Origin of the sequence: Microbacterium sp. JC 701 (assembly GCF_021026215.1) — a bacterium.
In the GTDB taxonomy this organism is placed as follows: Bacteria; Actinomycetota; Actinomycetes; order Actinomycetales; family Microbacteriaceae; genus Microbacterium; species Microbacterium algihabitans.
This window is the reverse complement of sequence record NZ_JAJNCV010000005.1, coordinates 1-15,283: the sequence shown is the minus strand read 5'-3', so window position 1 is coordinate 15,283 and position 15,283 is coordinate 1. Positions and strand designations below refer to the sequence as shown.

The window sequence follows — 15,283 nt, the reverse complement described above, 5'->3', positions numbered from 1 at the left end:
ACGCCGAAAGCCCCGGCCCGCGTCATCGGTTCTCGACGACGGGGACGGGGCGTCAGCGCGGGGGTCCCGGCGCCGGAGCGTCAGGACGCGAGGACCTCGTCGAGCACGACGCTCGCGCGGTCTTCGTCGGTCTTCTCGGCCAGAGCCAGCTCGGAGACGAGGATCTGACGCGCCTTGGCCAGCATGCGCTTCTCGCCGGCCGACAGGCCGCGGTCCTGATCGCGGCGCCACAGGTCGCGCACGACCTCGCTGACCTTGATCACATCGCCCGACGCGAGCTTCTCGAGGTTCGCCTTGTAGCGACGCGACCAGTTGGTCGGCTCCTCGGTGAAGGGCGCACGCAGCACCTCGAACACGCGGTCGAGACCCTCTTTGCCGATCACGTCGCGAACGCCGACCAGGTCGACGTTGTCAGCAGGGACCTCGATGACGAGGTCTCCCTGGGTGACGTTGAGCTTCAGGTATTTCTTCGTCTCGCCCTTGATAACGCGTTCCTTGACCTCGATGATCGTGGCCGCGCCATGGTGCGGGTAAACGACGGTCTCGCCAACCTCAAAAAGCATGGAGTTATGTCCTTTCGGCAACATCCAGGATACCACAGGCCCGCATGCGCTAAGGTTCCGCCCACCCGGGGCCCCTCCCCCACCCGCACGCGGAGCGACCGTGGACGTGCGCGCGGGAACGGCCGCGCGGCGCGGACCCCGTAGGATGATCAGGATGCCGTCCGTCGATCTTGGAGGATCCGTGAAAACGCGCCTGATCGCGTCCGTCGCCCTGGGTGCCGCTGTCCTGGTGGGCACGACCGGGTGCAACCTCATCGCCCCCCAGGCGACCACCATCCCGTACTCGGCGTCCGACGGCGTGAACGTCCCCGCAGACTCCGGCCCCCTCGACGTGCGCAACGCGCTCATCGTCGTCGACGAAGAGGGCACGACCGGCAACCTCGTCGCCGCCGTCGTCAACTCGACCTCCGACCCGCTCACGCTGCGCGTCGAGGTCGGCGAGGGCTCCTCGGCCGTGCGTTCGTCGGTGAACGTGCCGGCCAACCGCACGCTGAGCCTCGGCGACCTGTCTGACGACGTCGAGCCCCTGCGTCTCGACGGCATCGACGCCGCCCCCGGCACCACGGTGCCCGTGTACTTCCAGTCCGGCGACGGCCAGGGCGCCCTCATCCAGGTGCCCGTGCTCGACGGGGCCCTCGAATATCTGTCGACGCTCGCGCCGACCCCGCAGCCCTCGGGCTCGCTGACCCCGGTCGGCGGCCTGCCGACGGTGACGCCGACGCCCAGCGCGACGCCCGCCTCCTGAACGCACGCGAAGGCGCCGACGGTGATCCGTCGGCGCCTTCGCCGTTCCCGCTGAGCGGGGCCCGGGCTCAGGCCTCGAAGCGGTAGCCCAGGCCGCGCACCGTCACGAGCATGACCGGCTCGCTCGGGTTGCGCTCGATGCGCGAGCGGATGCGCTTGATGTGCACGTCGAGGGTCTTGGTGTCGCCGAAGTAATCGGTCCCCCACACCCGGTCGATGAGCTGACCGCGGGTGAGCACGCGACCGGCGTTGCGCATGAGCACCTCGAGGAGCTCGAACTCCTTGAGGGGGATGCTGATCTCGCTTCCGTCGACGGCCACCGTGTGCCGGTCGATGTCGAGCACCACGCGACCGCCCGAGAGGACGCGGTCGTCGAGGTCGGCGTCGTCGGGGGTGCGTCGCCGCAGCACCGCGCGCATGCGGGCCAGCAGCTCGCGGGTCGAGTAGGGCTTGGTGACGTAGTCGTCGGCGCCGAGCTCGAGACCGACGACGATGTCCACCTCGGAGTCCTTGGCGGTCAGCATGATGATCGGCACCTGCGAGGTCAGCCGCAGTTGACGGCAGACCTCGGTCCCGGGCATTCCCGGCAGCATCAGGTCGAGCAGGATGATGTCGGCTCCGCGCTCGCGGAAGGCGGCGAGGGCGAGCGCGCCGTCTTCGGCGATCTCCACCTCGTAGCCTTCGCGGCGCAGCAGGTAGGCGAGCGGGTCGGCCAGATCGGGCTCGTCCTCGACGATCAGAACGCGGGTCATGCGGTGTCTCCCTTCGCGGGTACGGGTGTCGTCAAGGTCTTGCGGGACTTGCGACGGGGCTTCGGACGAACGGTGTCGAGGTCGGGTGCCTCGGTCATCGGCAGTCGGATGGTGAAGGTCGATCCCCGCTCGGGGCGCGACCACAGCCGCACCTCGCCGCCGTGGCGCTGCACGGCGTGCTTGACGATCGAGAGGCCGAGGCCGGTGCCGCCCGTGCGACGCGAGCGCGCCTGGTCGGCCCGGTAGAAGCGCTCGAACACGCGGTGCTGGTCGGTCTCGGGGATGCCGATGCCGCGGTCGGTGACGGCGATCTCGACCACGGTGTCGTCGAGCTTCACGCCCACGCCGACCTTCGAGCCCTGCGGCGAGTAAGCGATGGCGTTGGCGACGAGATTGCCAAGCGCCTCGGTGAGGATCTGCGGCTCGCCGCGCACCCACAGCCCCTTGGTGCCGCCGCGCACGACGGTGACCTGGGCGGCGTCGGCCTGCACGGTATAGGCCTCGAGGGCAGCGGTGACCACCTCGTCGATCGAGACGTCGCGCACATCGCGCAGCTCGTCCGAGGCCTGCAGGCGCGAGAGGCTCATGATGCGGTTGACGAGCGACGCCAGCCGCGTGACCTCGGCCTGCATGCGCGAGGCGAAGTGCCGCACCTGGGCGGGGTCGTCGGCGGCCGACTCGATCGCCTCGGCGAGCAGGCCCACGGCGCCGACGGGGGTCTTCAGCTCGTGACTGGTGTTGGCGACGAAGTCGCGGCGCATCTCCTCGACGCGCTCGCGCTCGGTGATGTCGCGCAGCACGAGGAGCGTCAGCCGGGCCGAGATCGGCGTCGCGCGCACGGCCACGAGTCGGGCCTCGGCCGGCGCCGCACCGCGACGCAGACGCAGGTTCTCGCTGATGCCGGATCCGGTGTCGCGGGCGACGCGCGCCACGCGCTTGAGCTCCTCGGCCGCGATGACCTCGCCGGCGTGCACGCCGAACACCTCGGCCGCGGGTGACAGCGCCAGCACCGTCGACGACGTGTCGCAGACGAAGGCGGGGTCGTCCATCGCGTCGAGCATCGCCTCGACGCCCTCGGGGACGTCGACCGCGGTCTGCGCCATCGAACGGTCGCGGGCGCGGAGGGCGCCGACCACGAGGCCGACGATCGCTGCTCCGACGACGAGGCCGGCGAGGAGCGCGAGCAGCACGAGCTGCGTGTGTTCCATACGTTCAGCGTAGAGGGGTCGATTCGGCGTCACCGGCCGTTCACCCCCGCCACCGGCACGGCAGAGGCTACTATTCACTGTCACTGCACCACTCGTTAACCTTCGCTGGGAAGAATCCCCGAAGGCCGCGGGACTCCCTGTGCCGTGCCGCCGACGAGGAAGGTACCCGCGATGCGCGAAGTATTCCACCAGTCCCTCGAGGACGTCCAGAGCCGCCTGGTCGAGATCGCCGACCTCGTGACCATCGCGATCGACCGCGCCACCCGTGCGTTCGGAACCAGTGACGTCTCCCTGGCCGAAGAGGTCATCGAAGCCGACGCGATCATCGACGAGAAGGCCGTCGAGCTCGACGAGCTCGCCATCGAGATCCTTGCGCGCCAGCAGCCCGTGGCCCGCGACCTGCGCATCGTCGTCACGGCGCTGCGCGTCAGCGCCTCGCTCGAGCGCATGGGCGACATGGCCGAGCACATCGCCCAGCTCGCCCGCTCGCGCTTCCCCGAGCGGGCGATCCCCAAGGGCCTCAAGAGCACCTTCACCCGCATGGGCGAGCTCGACGTCGAGGTGGCGCGCAAGCTCGCCGAGCTGCTGCGCACGCAGGACCTGCGCCTCGCCGAGGCGATCCGCGACGACGACGACGCCATCGACGAGCTGCACGTGAACGTCTTCGAGAAGGTGCTGGGCGACTCCTGGAAGGGCGAGGCCACGGCGACCGTCGACGCGACGCTCGCCAGCCGCTACCACGAGCGCTTCGCCGACCACGCGGTCTCGGTCGCGAAGAAGGTCATCTACCTGGCGACCGGCGATTGGGCCGGCGCCGACGACGACAACGTCGCGGAGCCCAGCCCGGTCATCTGATCGCGAACGACGAAGGGGGCGGATGCCATGGCATCCGCCCCCTTCGTCGTTGCGGTCTCAGTGCTTGTTGCCCTGCGCGGCCACGGCGGCGGCTCCCGCGGCGGCGGCCTCGGGGTCGAGGTACTCGCCCGGGCCGAGGGGCTTCATCTCGTCGTCGAGGCGGTACACCAGCGGGATGCCGGTGGGGATGTTCAGCTCGGCGATGTCGGCGTCGCTGATGCCCTCGAGGTGCTTGACCAGTCCGCGCAGCGAGTTGCCGTGGGCCGTGACGAGCACGGTCTTACCGGCCTGCAGGTCGGGGACGATGTCGCTGTGCCAGTACGGCAGCATGCGGTCGATGACGATCTTCAGCGACTCGGTGTCGGGCACCTCGCCGTCGATGCCGACGTAGCGCGGGTCGCCGACCTGGCTGTACTGGTCGTCGGCGGGCAGCGGCGGCGGCGGAACGTCGAACGAGCGCCGCCAGAGCATGAACTGCTCGTTGCCGAACTCCTCGAGGGTCTGGGCCTTGTCCTTGCCCTGCAGGGCGCCGTAGTGGCGCTCATTCAGGCGCCACGAGCGCTTGACCGGGATCCACAGGCGGTCGGCCGCGTCGAGGGCGAGGTTGGCGGTCTGGATCGCGCGGCTGAGCACCGAGGTGTGCAGCACGTCGGGCAGGATGCCGGACTCGGCGAGCAGCTCGCCGCCGCGCTTCGCCTCCGCCTTGCCCTGATCGGTGAGTCGCACGTCGACCCAGCCGGTGAACTGGTTGGTCTTGTTCCATTCGCTCTGCCCGTGGCGGAGCAGGATCAGCGTGTGAGGCATGGGTCCATGCTACCGAGGCGCGCGCCTCGCACCCGAGCCCGGGCTGGCATCATGTCGGAGTGACCCCCTCGCCCGTCGGACGCCCCACCCGGGGCACGACGGGCGTCAACCGCCTGCGCCGCATCGATCGCTGGATCGCGCGGCATCCGGTGCTGCGGCGCACCGACGATCCGCTCGTAGTCGATCTGGGTTTCGGGGCGAGCGCTGTCACCCCGCTCGAGCTCCTCGCGCGGCTGCGCAGTCAGCGCTCCGACGCGGAGGTGCTCGGCCTCGAGATCGACCCCGACCGCGTCGCCCGCGCGCGGGAGCAGTCCGTGGGCGTCGAGGGAGTGTCGTTCGCGCGCGGCGGGTTCGAGGTGCCGCTGCCGGGTGGGCGTCGCCCCGCGGTGATCCGCGCCCTGAACGTGCTGCGCCAGTACGACGAGGCCGACGTGGCCGACGCCTGGGCCCGCATGTGCGCGCGGTTGCAGCCCGACGGCATCCTGGTCGAGGGCACCTGCGACGAGATCGGGCGCATCGCCACCTGGGCGGAGGTGGGGGCGGATGCCGTGCCCCGGTCGCTCACCGTGTCGCTGCGGCTGGCCGAGCTCGACTCCCCCGCCGTCGCGGCCGAGAGACTGCCGAAGGCCCTCATCCACCGCAACGTCGAGGGCGAGCGCGTGCACTCCTTCGTCACGGCTCTGGAGCGCGAGTGGGTCCGCGCCGCCGTGGTCGCCCCGTTCGGTCCCGTGCACCGCTGGCGCACCGCGATGCTCGCCCTGCAGGAGGCGGGGTGGCCGCTGCTGCGCCGCGAGCGGTGGCGGCTGGGCGAGATCGGCGTCGCCTGGCACGCGGTGGCTCCGCGCTGAGCTCAGATGCGCGGCAGCAACGACTGCGCCTCGGCGGCCGGCATGCCCGCCGCCACCATCAGGTCGACGGCGAGCGGTCGCAGCGCGGACACGAGGTTGAGCTCGCCCACACCGCCGTCGGGGAGGAGCGCGGCCGGGTCGAGGCGGCGCGCCACGGCGGCGACGGCCTCTCTCGCGACCGGCTCGATCGAGATGTCGTCCAGGCTCTCGCGCACGAGCGCCGCACCGCGGGCGAGGTCGGAGAGCAGGTCGGCCGGAACCGGGCGACTCACGCCGTCGGCGCACAGATAGGCCGCACGTCGCGCCACGACGCGGAGGTTGCGGGTGGTGAGGTCGAGGGCCGCGCGCACGCGCTCGTGCCGCTGAAGCTCGCTGCGCTGACGCCGCAGGAACGGCGAGATGCGCGCCACCTCGCGCCCCGACTCGAGCGAGCCGCTCCACGCATCGACGTAGGTCTGCAGCGACCGCGCGCGTTCGAGCGCGCGCTCCGCGCGGACGCGGTCGCCCCGTCGCAGCGCCCGCACGATGCTCGCCATCGCCGCATCGAGCGCGTCGAACAGTTCGTCGGCGTCTCGCAGCTCGGTGCGTCGCAGGGTGCGGGGAATGAGGGCGGTGACCACGAGCGCGGCGAGCCCACCGACCGCGCCGTCGACGAGACGCAGGAACGGTGCGCCGGTGACGAGCACGAGCGCGATGAGCGACTGCGTGACCGCGGCCAGGGCGAACCCCGGTTGCGGCGAGAGGAAGCGCGCGACCACGAGCGTCAGGGTCATCGCGACCGCGATCTGCCACCACCCGGCGCCGGCGAGCAGCAGCACGAGCTCGGCGATCAGGATGCCGACGAGCATGCCCGCGACCGTCTCGGCGACCCGCCACGGCCGCGCGTCGCGCACGAGCCCGAGACTCGACACGGTCACGGTGGCCGCGAGCAACGGCACGGGGTGGCCGAGCACGAAGTGGGCGAACGCGTAGGCGGCGGTGGCGGCGACGACGATCTGCGCGGCGGCCGGGAGCGACTCGCGCACCCGGAGCACCCTGCGGCGCAGCGTGGTGCGCAGCCGGGATCGGGGCACGACGACCCCGACGGTCGTCGAGGCGTCGTCGTCGGTCATTCCGCGGAGCGGCGGCGGCCCAGGCGCGGAAGACGCGGAACGGAGGCGGTCGCCCCCGCGTCGGCGGGGACGACGGTCTCCGCGGCGGCGGCGAGGGGGCCGTCGGCGGTGTCGACGATCAGCGGGACTCCCTCGGGCGCGTTGCGCTTGACCAGCGCGAGCGCGATCGGGCCCTCTTCGTGGTGCACGGCCACCGAGGTGATCGCACCGATCACGTCGTCGCCGGCGCGCACGGCGTCGCCGCGGACGGGGAGCACGTTGTCACTGCCGTCGAGCTGCAGAGCGACCACCCGACGCGGCGGGTGACCGAGGTTGTGCACCTTCGCGACGGTCTCCTGCCCGCGGTAGCAGCCCTTCGACATGTGCACCGCGGTGCGCAGCCAGTCCATCTCGTGCGGGAGCAGTCGCTCGTCGGCATCGACCGACACGCGCGGGCGCCAGGCGGCCACCCGGAGTGCTTCGACGGCGTCGAGACCCGCGACGGAGATCTCGCCGCGCGCCGCGCGCCCGACGAGGGCGTCGAATTCCGCGGCATCCAGGATCGCCTCGGCCCAGTCGCGGTCGGCTCCCGGGTGCGGATCGACGCGGGCATAGGCCCACCCGCCGGGAGACACGTCGGGCCACGGGTCGATCCAGACCGGCGCCACGGCGGGCAGCCCGCTCACCGCGGCGCGGGTGCCGCCCACCACGAAGAGATCGGCCGAGCGGTCCTGCACCTCCACCCGCAGGCGGAAGCGCATGCGCGTGAGCCAGCCGGCGAGGCCCTCGACATCCGCCGCATCGACGATCAACCAGGCGGTCTCGCCGTCGTCGACGACGGATGCCGCGTGCTCGACGCGACCCTGCGGGTCGAGGATGAGCATCTCGGTCGACACGCCCGGGGCGAGGTGCGTGAGGGCCTGCGACGACAAGGAGTCGAGCCAGCTCCGGCGGTCTTCGCCCGACACGGACACGACGCGGCGGTCGCCCAGGGGCGCGACGGCGGTTCCGGATGCCAGGCGGCGCTGCTCCGCGACGGGCGAGCCCACGTGGCGGAGGCCGCGGTCGTCGAGCACGGCTCCGGGGATCTCCGAGAGGGAGGCCATGATCACTCCGCCCGAGCGAGACGCGCCGAGGCGTGCGAGCCGAGCTCGCGGCCCAGGGCGGCGATGTCCCACGCCCACAGAAGGTGGTTGTCGACGAGGCCGTACAGCCGCGTCGCCGCGGTGTAGGTCTTCGCGCCCGAGGCGCGCACGACGGCGTCGGTGGCGAGGTCGATGCGAGGACCCTTCACCTGCCCGACGTAGAGCTCGAGCACGCCGTCGGCGTGCACGAGGCTGACCTCGATGTCGAAGCCGCCGTCGGCGTTGCGCAGGGCCTCGACGTCGTCGGCGGTGCGCTCGACGGCCGGGGCGGTGGGGGGAAGCAGGGCGGGACCGGCATCGGCGTCGCCGGCGGGCCGGGCCAGTCGCCAGTAGCCGATCTCCGACACGAGCGGACGGCGGTCGCCCGCGTCGATCAGCCAGGCGTCGGCGGAGTAGTTGAGGAACGCGCCACCGTCGTGACTGAAGCTCACCCGGTGGGCGAACTCACCCGAGTAGGAACGACCGTCGACCTCGTAGTCGATGACGCCAGTGCCCTCCCAGACGCCGACGAGCCACGAGAGGGGGACGAGGTCGGCGGGAAGATCGGTCGGAATCTCGATCACGAGACGACCGTCAGCGCTGACCGCGGAAGAGGTTCCAGATGACTGTTCCGGACACGAAGGCGATCGCCAACGAGGCGAGGCCGAGGAGTCCCAGGAAGAACAGTTCGAGCGCGAGGAGGTCCATGGCCCAACTCTATCCCGAGACGACGGCCCCCAGCGCGAAACCGGCCGTGATGAGACCCAGCACCACCGCGGCGCCCAGGCTGCTGATCGCCATGCGCTGGATGAAGGCCTGCGAGCGGCCGTACCAGAGCTGGACGGCGAACGAGACGATCAGGCATCCGCCCAGGGCGACGCTGATCCACTGCGCGCGCCAGTGCGCGGGGGCGAGCAGGCCGATGAGCACTCCGGCGACGGCCGCGAGCACCCACACGGCGACGATGCCGCCGAACGTACGGCGCGGCGCGAGGTCGGGGGTCGACATGTCCCCATCATCACCCACGGGTGCGCTCCCGCGCACGCGGAACGCCGGCGACACGAGCGGCGCGCCGGGTCACCCTAAGATGATCGGGTGCGCGGCAGACCGCGCGGGGAGGTCTCCTTGGCTCAGCTTCTCGTTCTCAGCTCCGCCCCCGGCGGTGGCGCGGCGTTGCCCGCGCTCGAACTGCTGAGCCACCGCGTCCGCCAGATCCCGGCCGAGGCCGCCCAGCTGGTCAACGCGCCGAGTGCCGACGTGATCTTCGTCGACGCCCGCTTCGACCTCGTCGGCGCCAAGTCGCTGTGCAAGATCCTCTCCACCACCGGCATCGAGGCTCCCCTCGTGCTCATCATCACCGAGGGTGGCCTCACCGCCGTCTCGACCGACTGGGGCATCGACGACGTCGTGCTCGTGGGAGCCGGCCCCGCCGAGATCGACGCGCGCATCCGCCTGGCCATGGGTCGGCGCAGTGCGGAACAGGTCTCCACGCGCATTTCGACGTCGGGCATCACGATCGACGAGTCGTCCTACTCGGCGAAGGTGCACGGCAAGCCGCTCGACCTCACCTACAAGGAGTTCCAGCTCCTCCACTTCTTCGCGACCCACCCCTCGCGGGTGTTCACGCGCGAGCAGCTGCTCAGCGAGGTCTGGGGCTACGACTACTTCGGCGGCACGCGCACGGTCGACGTGCACGTCCGGCGCCTGCGCGCCAAGCTCGGCGATCTCGAGCAGCTCATCGGCACCGTGCGCAACGTCGGCTATCGGTTCAACGTCTACGAAGACGACCCCCAGCCCGCGGCATCCGCCCCCGCCTGAGGCCGCGACGCGGCCACGCGCACCCCGTGTTCACGCGCGTGTCACCGACCCCTGCAATGATGTGGGGATGATCGAACACGACGCGCTGGATGCCGGACTCGGCGACGCCGACGACGACGACTTCGACGAAGCCGTAGAAGTCGAAGACGACCAGCTGCCCGACCACCGCTACCTCGACCGCGAGTTGAGCTGGCTGGCGTTCAACCAGCGCGTCCTCGAGCTCGCCGAAGACCCCACCGTCCCGGTGCTGGAACGCGCGAACTTCCTCGCGATCTTCGCCAGCAACCTCGACGAGTTCTTCATGGTGCGCGTGGCCGGCCTGAAGCGTCGCATCGTCACGGGTCTGGCCGTTCCCACCAACGTCGGTCGCGCCCCCCTCGACGTGCTCGCCGATATCTCGGCCGAAGCGCATCGTCTGCAGTTGCGCCACGCGGCGGCGTGGACCGAGAAAGTGCGCCCCGCCCTCGCCGAATCGGGCATCGAGGTCGTGTCGTGGGGCTCGCTCGACGAGCCCACCGCCGAACGCCTCACCGAGTACTTCCAGCGCAACGTCTTCCCGGTGCTCATGCCGCTGGCCGTCGACCCGGCGCACCCCTTCCCCTACATCTCGGGCCTGTCGCTGAACCTCGCGATCCGCATCCGCAACGCGCGCACCGGCCGCCAGGAGTTCGCGCGCCTCAAGGTACCCCCCATGCTCCCCCGCTTCGTCGAGATCGGCGGCGACGGGCCGGGCGTGCGCTACCTCCCGCTCGAAGAGCTCATCTCCAACCACCTCGGCGACCTGTTCCCGGGCATGGAGGTGCTCGACCACCACGCGTTCCGTCTCACGCGCAACGAAGACATGACGATCGAGGAGGATGAGACCGAGAACCTCATCCAGGCGCTCGAGGCCGAGCTGCTGCGCCGTCGATTCGGCCCCCCGATCCGCCTCGAGATCACCGAGGACATGGACGAGGTCACCCGCTCGCTGCTGCTGAGCGAGCTCGACATCACCGAGCAGGAGGTCTACCGCCTGCCCGGCGCCCTCGACCTGCGCGGCCTCTTCGACCTCTCGCGCATCGACCGGCCCGACCTGCGCTACCCGCCGCACGTGCCCAAGACGGCGCTGGCCTTCCAGCCGCCCGAGCAGAACGGCCGCGCCGACCTGTTCGGTGCGATCCGCAAGGGCGACGTGCTCGTGCACCACCCCTACGAGTCGTTCGCGACGAGCGTGCAGGGCTTCCTCGAGCAGGCCGCCCGCGATCCGCACGTGCTCGCCATCAAGCAGACGCTGTACCGCACCTCGGGCGACAGTCCCATCGTGCAGGCGCTCATCGACGCCGCCGAGGCCGGCAAGCAGGTGCTCGCCCTCGTCGAGGTGAAGGCCCGTTTCGACGAGGCGAACAACATCGTCTGGGCGCGCAAGCTCGAGAAGGCCGGCGTCCACGTCGTGTACGGCCTCGTGGGACTCAAGACGCACTGCAAGCTCGCCCTCGTCATCCGCGAAGAAGAGGGCCGTCTGCGCCACTACAGCCACGTGGGAACGGGCAACTACAACCCCAAGACGAGCCGCATCTACGAGGACTTCGGCCTGTTCACGGTCGACGACCAGGTGGGCCGCGACCTCACGCGCCTGTTCAACGAACTGAGCGGCTACGCGATCGAGAAGAAGTTCAAGCGCCTGCTCGTCGCCCCCCTGCACCTGCGCAAGGGCCTCCTGCGGCACATCGAGAAGGAGCGCCAGAACGCCCTCGCCGGCAAGACCGCGGGCGTGCGCATCAAGGTCAACTCGATGGTCGACGAGCAGATCATCGACGCGCTGTACCGCGCCAGCCAGGCGGGCGTACCCGTGGAGGTCTGGGTGCGCGGCATCTGCTCGATCAAGCCCGGCGTCGAGGGCATGAGCGAGAACATCACGGTGCGCTCGATCCTCGGCCGCTACCTCGAGCACTCGCGCATCTTCTCGTTCGCGAACGACGGCGACACGCAGATGTTCATCGGCAGCGCCGACATGATGCACCGCAACCTCGACCGCCGCGTCGAGGCGCTCGTGCGCGTGGTCGACCCGGGTCAGGTGCGCGAGCTCACCTCGCTGTTCGACCTGGCGATGGACGACGGCACGAGTTCGTGGCATCTCGGGTCGGAGGGCGAGTGGACGCGTCACAGCGTCGACGCCGAGGGCGCCCCCCTCGTCGACCTGCAGGAGCACACGATGAGCCTGGTGCAGCGCAAGCGACGCTCGCGGACGGCGCGGTGACCGAGACCGCCGTCTACGCCGCCGGCGGTGTCGTGTGGCGCATCGTCGAGGGCAAGCTGCGGATCCTCGTCATCCACCGCACGAAGTACCGCGATGTCACCCTGCCCAAGGGCAAGGTCGACCCCGGTGAGACGCTGGCCGAGACGGCCGTGCGCGAGATCCGCGAAGAGACCGGCATCCGGGTGAGCCTCGGCGTGCCGGTCGGGGTGTCCCGGTACCGGATGCCGAGTTCGCGCACCAAGATCGTGCATTACTGGGCCGCCGAGGCCACGGATGCCGCCGTGCGCACCTCGAGCTTCGTGCCCAACAAAGAGGTCGCGGCGATCGAGTGGGTGAGCCTGAAGAAGGCGCGCAAGCACCTCAGCTACCCGGTCGACACCGAGATCCTCGACGAGTTCACGCGGATCGTCGACGAACGCGCACTGCCGACGTTCCCGATCGTGGTGCTGCGCCACGCGAAGGCCCGCTCGCGCGACGAGTGGGACGGCACCGACGCCGCCCGGCCCCTCACCCCCCGCGGACGCCGGCAGTCGCAGGCGATCGTCGGCCCCCTCCTCGCCTTCGGCGTGCGTCGGATCGTGTCGAGTCCGGCCGAGCGATGCGTGCGCACGGCGACCCCCATCGCGCAGGCGCTCGGCCAGCGCATCGTCGTGAGCGCCGCGATCAGTCAAGACGCGTGGGAAGAGGGCACCGCCGACGCGCGTGCTGTCGTCGGAGAACGCGTCCGCGCCCGCAAGCCCGTCGTCGTGGTCAGCCACGGTCCCGTGCTGCCCGACATCATGCACGAGCTGGCGTTGGCCACCGGCACCATGAGGGGCTCGTACCTCGGCAGCTCGTCGGCACTCGAGCCCGCGGCGTTCTCGGTCGTGCACGTTCCCGTCGAGCATCCCGGTGCAGGAATCGTCGCGATCGAGACGCACGAGCCGCAGGTGTGACGCTCCGTCCCGGCATCCGCGTCGTCTGGCGCGCGGTGCCCCCCGGAGTCGACCGTCGAACGGTGTCGCGCGCGGTGCTGGCGGAGCTGCTGCCGTCCGCTCGCTTCGTCTCGCGGTGCCCCTCGTGCGGCGGCGAACACGGTCGCGTGCGGGTGGAGGGGGCGGATGCCGCAGTCTCGGTGTCGTACGCGGCCGGGTGGACGGTCGTCGCGATGACGCAGGAGCATGCGGCGATCGGAGTGGATGCCGTGCCCGCCGACGCCGCGGGGCTCGAACGCGTGCTGCCGAGCGGCGCGGACGCGCTCTCGTGGGCGCGTGTCGAGGCGGTGCTCAAAGCCGACGGGAGGGGGCTCGGGGTCGATCCGGCGCGCGTGGAGATCTCGCTCGCCGCACACGGGTGGAGCGGGCGCGTGCAGGGGGCGGGGGCCGACGGTCGCGTCTGGCGGGGCGAGGATGTGAAGGCACCGACGGGCATCGTCGCGGCGGTGGCTCGCGGTGCGTGAGCGCGGGGCCCTCGCGCGATGGTCGCGCCCAGGACAGCCGGTGGGTGCACAGCGGTTTTCGGACGTGTGCGGATGCCGCGGCGGACTTCACCCGCGAGATCACCCGCTTGCCTCTGACCTGGGTTTTTCACGTCTCGTGCTCGCGGATTGCGCCCTCAATGCCCCTGGATCCGCCGAAAGTGGGCCGGATGCGCCGTGATACCCGGACTCAATGTCGGAGGTCGTCGCTAGCATGCGAACATGTCATCGGAGGCCTCGTCGACACCCGCAGGGAATGGCCCGCGTGGCCTGTCCGCGGTGCTCGCCGAGGTCCGCTCCACGGGCGCTGTGCTGGCCGCCGCGGAGGTCGCCCGCACCCGCGCTCTCGCTGAGGCCGGGCACCTCGCCCTCGACGTCCTCGCCGACCAGCGCGCGCCCGCCCGCGCCGCGCAACTGGCCCTGCGGGAGGTGGCGTCCGAGCTCGCCGCGGCCGAGAACCTCTCCGACCGGTCGGTGCAGCGGCAGATGTGTCAGGCGATGACCCTCGTCGACGACTACCCCGCCACCCTCGCCGCGTGGGAAGCGGGGGCTCTCACCCGCGCCCACGCCCACGTCATCGCCGACATCGGCTCAGCCCTCCCGCCCGAGAAGAAGGCCGAATTCGACCTTCTCGCCGTCGCCACCGCCGAGGGTCGCAGTCCCGCCCGCCTGCGCAGCCGCCTGGCCGTCCTGGCCGAGAAACTGCACCCCACCACCCTCACCGAACGTCACCAGCGCGGGCGCGACACCCGCTGCGTCCGCCTCGTCACCCAAGCCGACGGCATGTCCGACCTCATCGCAACCCTGCCCACCGTGCTCGCCGTCGGCATCTACGACCGCCTCACGCACCAAGCTCGCGCGCTCCTCGACATCCGGGCCGGCGGCGCGTTCGGACTCGACGGGGGTGACGGGGCCGTCGCGGGTGTCGATACGCCCGGCGACGATGCAGGCGGCACCGCGGCACCCGGCCCGCACCCGGTTTTCGGGTCCGACCACTCCGCTGCCGCGGCGGCTCTCAGTCCCGCCACCATGCTCGCCACCGACCAGCGCACCACCGCGCAACTGCGCGCCGACATCCTCGCCGACCTGCTGCTGGCCGCCGCACCGGAAGCCGACCCCACCCGCACCGACGACGGCCCCGGCACCCTCGGCACCATCCGCGCCCGCGTCCAGATCGTCGTCCCCGCCCTCACCATCCTCAACCCCACCCGAGACATCGACGACCCCGCCGCACTCATCGCCCACGGCCCCATCGACGCCCACACCGCCCGCACCCTCGCCGAAACCACCCCCACCCCCTGGGACCGCGTCCTCACCCACCCCCTCACCGGAGCAGTCCTGCACACCGACACCTACCACCGCACCACCGCCATCGACCGCCACCTCCGCGCCCGCGACCGCCACTGCCGCTGGCCCGGCTGCACCATCCCCGCCATCCGCTGCGAAGTCGACCACACCCACGACCACGCCAAAGGCGGCCCCACCACCATCACCAACCTCGCCCACCTCTGCCAACGCCACCACACCCAAAAGCAGTTCACCCGCTGGCAGGTTCGACAACTCCCCGGCGGAATCCTCGAATGGACCTCCCCCACCGGCCGCACCTACACCGACGAACCCCTCCCCTACTCCCCCGCCGTCCGCTTCACCCCCGACGACCCACCCCCACCCGACCCCGACGACAACGGCACACCCCCACCCTTCTGACACACGCACCACCCCGCACCCACGCCTCCCTGCGCGCGCTCCTCCCCGCGCGCGCTCCTCCCTCCCCGCACGCCTCG

16 protein-coding genes are annotated in these 15,283 nt (G+C 71.3%); 8 read left to right on the top strand and 8 right to left on the bottom strand.

From position 1 onward, the window contains the following. Positions 1-80: 80 nt before the first annotated feature. The gene (locus tag LPW41_RS15590; protein WP_056229249.1) at positions 81-563 is read right to left on the bottom strand and encodes a CarD family transcriptional regulator; all 483 of its coding nucleotides are present in this window, start codon (positions 561-563) and stop codon (positions 81-83) included. Positions 564-744: 181 nt separating this feature from the next. Here LPW41_RS15590 and LPW41_RS15585 point away from each other — a divergent pair, with 181 nt between their 5' ends. Next, entirely contained in the window at positions 745-1,308 is a 564-nt protein-coding gene (locus tag LPW41_RS15585) for a DNA modification methylase (RefSeq protein ID WP_154097472.1), read from the top strand. Positions 1,309-1,375: 67 nt separating this feature from the next. Here LPW41_RS15585 and LPW41_RS15580 read toward each other — a convergent pair whose 3' ends face one another. Both LPW41_RS15580 and LPW41_RS15575 read right to left on the bottom strand, forming a co-directional pair. Further along, positions 1,376-2,059 (bottom strand): response regulator transcription factor, encoded by a 684-nt coding sequence (locus tag LPW41_RS15580; RefSeq protein ID WP_230705350.1) that lies wholly within the window; start codon positions 2,057-2,059, stop codon positions 1,376-1,378. Then, complete coding sequence (locus tag LPW41_RS15575) at positions 2,056-3,267, bottom strand: cell wall metabolism sensor histidine kinase WalK (RefSeq protein WP_230705349.1); 1,212 nt, start codon at positions 3,265-3,267, stop codon at positions 2,056-2,058. Before LPW41_RS15575 ends, LPW41_RS15580 begins: the two co-directional genes overlap by 4 nt. Before the next feature lie 171 nt (positions 3,268-3,438). Here LPW41_RS15575 and phoU point away from each other — a divergent pair, with 171 nt between their 5' ends. Then, positions 3,439-4,122 (top strand): phosphate signaling complex protein PhoU, encoded by a 684-nt coding sequence (phoU, locus tag LPW41_RS15570; protein ID WP_144833832.1) that lies wholly within the window; start codon positions 3,439-3,441, stop codon positions 4,120-4,122. 57 nt (positions 4,123-4,179) lie between these two features. Here the strand turns inward: phoU and LPW41_RS15565 are convergent, their stop codons facing one another. Continuing rightward, positions 4,180-4,926: a phosphoglyceromutase gene (locus tag LPW41_RS15565; RefSeq protein WP_144833830.1), complete on the bottom strand. Its 747-nt coding sequence runs from the start codon at positions 4,924-4,926 to the stop codon at positions 4,180-4,182. 59 nt (positions 4,927-4,985) lie between these two features. On the opposite strand from LPW41_RS15565, the gene LPW41_RS15560 reads away from it, so the two are divergent. Beyond that, positions 4,986-5,774 carry a class I SAM-dependent methyltransferase gene (locus tag LPW41_RS15560; protein WP_230705348.1) on the top strand — a complete coding sequence of 263 codons (789 nt, stop codon included), beginning with the start codon at positions 4,986-4,988 and terminating at the stop codon, positions 5,772-5,774. 2 nt (positions 5,775-5,776) lie between these two features. Here LPW41_RS15560 and LPW41_RS15555 read toward each other — a convergent pair whose 3' ends face one another. The 4 genes from LPW41_RS15555 to LPW41_RS15540 all read right to left on the bottom strand — a co-directional run bounded on the left by LPW41_RS15555 (position 5,777) and on the right by LPW41_RS15540 (position 8,997). Further along, a complete protein-coding gene (locus tag LPW41_RS15555; protein ID WP_230705347.1) occupies positions 5,777-6,886 on the bottom strand; it encodes an aromatic acid exporter family protein in 1,110 nt (369 codons plus the stop codon). Further along, complete coding sequence (locus tag LPW41_RS15550; protein WP_230705346.1) at positions 6,883-7,971, bottom strand: folate-binding protein YgfZ; 1,089 nt, start codon at positions 7,969-7,971, stop codon at positions 6,883-6,885. The genes LPW41_RS15555 and LPW41_RS15550 overlap by 4 nt, the downstream gene beginning before the upstream one ends. Positions 7,972-7,973: 2 nt before the next feature. Further along, entirely contained in the window at positions 7,974-8,573 is a 600-nt protein-coding gene (locus LPW41_RS15545; RefSeq protein WP_144833822.1) for an FABP family protein, read from the bottom strand. Positions 8,574-8,706: 133 nt separating this feature from the next. Then, positions 8,707-8,997 carry a hypothetical protein gene (locus LPW41_RS15540; protein ID WP_144833820.1) on the bottom strand — a complete coding sequence of 97 codons (291 nt, stop codon included), beginning with the start codon at positions 8,995-8,997 and terminating at the stop codon, positions 8,707-8,709. Between the two features lie 117 nt (positions 8,998-9,114). Between LPW41_RS15540 and LPW41_RS15535 the strand changes: the two genes are divergently transcribed. The 5 genes from LPW41_RS15535 to LPW41_RS15515 all read left to right on the top strand — a co-directional run bounded on the left by LPW41_RS15535 (position 9,115) and on the right by LPW41_RS15515 (position 15,206). Continuing rightward, the gene (locus LPW41_RS15535; protein ID WP_144833818.1) at positions 9,115-9,807 is read left to right on the top strand and encodes a winged helix-turn-helix domain-containing protein; all 693 of its coding nucleotides are present in this window, start codon (positions 9,115-9,117) and stop codon (positions 9,805-9,807) included. Between the two features lie 67 nt (positions 9,808-9,874). Then, positions 9,875-12,043: an RNA degradosome polyphosphate kinase gene (locus LPW41_RS15530; protein ID WP_144833817.1), complete on the top strand. Its 2,169-nt coding sequence runs from the start codon at positions 9,875-9,877 to the stop codon at positions 12,041-12,043. Continuing rightward, positions 12,040-12,978 (top strand): NUDIX domain-containing protein, encoded by a 939-nt coding sequence (locus LPW41_RS15525; RefSeq protein WP_230705345.1) that lies wholly within the window; start codon positions 12,040-12,042, stop codon positions 12,976-12,978. Before LPW41_RS15530 ends, LPW41_RS15525 begins: the two co-directional genes overlap by 4 nt. After that, complete coding sequence (locus LPW41_RS15520) at positions 12,975-13,481, top strand: 4-phosphopantetheinyl transferase (protein WP_230705344.1); 507 nt, start codon at positions 12,975-12,977, stop codon at positions 13,479-13,481. The genes LPW41_RS15525 and LPW41_RS15520 overlap by 4 nt, the downstream gene beginning before the upstream one ends. 240 nt (positions 13,482-13,721) lie before the next feature. Then, positions 13,722-15,206: an HNH endonuclease signature motif containing protein gene (locus LPW41_RS15515; RefSeq protein ID WP_230705343.1), complete on the top strand. Its 1,485-nt coding sequence runs from the start codon at positions 13,722-13,724 to the stop codon at positions 15,204-15,206. The last annotated feature ends 77 nt before the right edge of the window (positions 15,207-15,283 follow it).

Coding starts and splice junctions, on each gene's coding strand:
- LPW41_RS15540 (WP_144833820.1), bottom strand. CDS start 8,997: ATGTCGACCCCCGACCTCGCGCCGCGCCGTACGTTCGGCGGCATCGTC.
- LPW41_RS15580 (WP_230705350.1), bottom strand. CDS start 2,059: ATGACCCGCGTTCTGATCGTCGAGGACGAGCCCGATCTGGCCGACCCG.
- LPW41_RS15575 (WP_230705349.1), bottom strand. CDS start 3,267: ATGGAACACACGCAGCTCGTGCTGCTCGCGCTCCTCGCCGGCCTCGTC.
- phoU (WP_144833832.1), top strand. CDS start 3,439: ATGCGCGAAGTATTCCACCAGTCCCTCGAGGACGTCCAGAGCCGCCTG.
- LPW41_RS15590 (WP_056229249.1), bottom strand. CDS start 563: ATGCTTTTTGAGGTTGGCGAGACCGTCGTTTACCCGCACCATGGCGCG.
- LPW41_RS15550 (WP_230705346.1), bottom strand. CDS start 7,971: ATGGCCTCCCTCTCGGAGATCCCCGGAGCCGTGCTCGACGACCGCGGC.
- LPW41_RS15515 (WP_230705343.1), top strand. CDS start 13,722: ATGTCATCGGAGGCCTCGTCGACACCCGCAGGGAATGGCCCGCGTGGC.
- LPW41_RS15565 (WP_144833830.1), bottom strand. CDS start 4,926: ATGCCTCACACGCTGATCCTGCTCCGCCACGGGCAGAGCGAATGGAAC.
- LPW41_RS15555 (WP_230705347.1), bottom strand. CDS start 6,886: ATGACCGACGACGACGCCTCGACGACCGTCGGGGTCGTCGTGCCCCGA.
- LPW41_RS15530 (WP_144833817.1), top strand. CDS start 9,875: ATGATCGAACACGACGCGCTGGATGCCGGACTCGGCGACGCCGACGAC.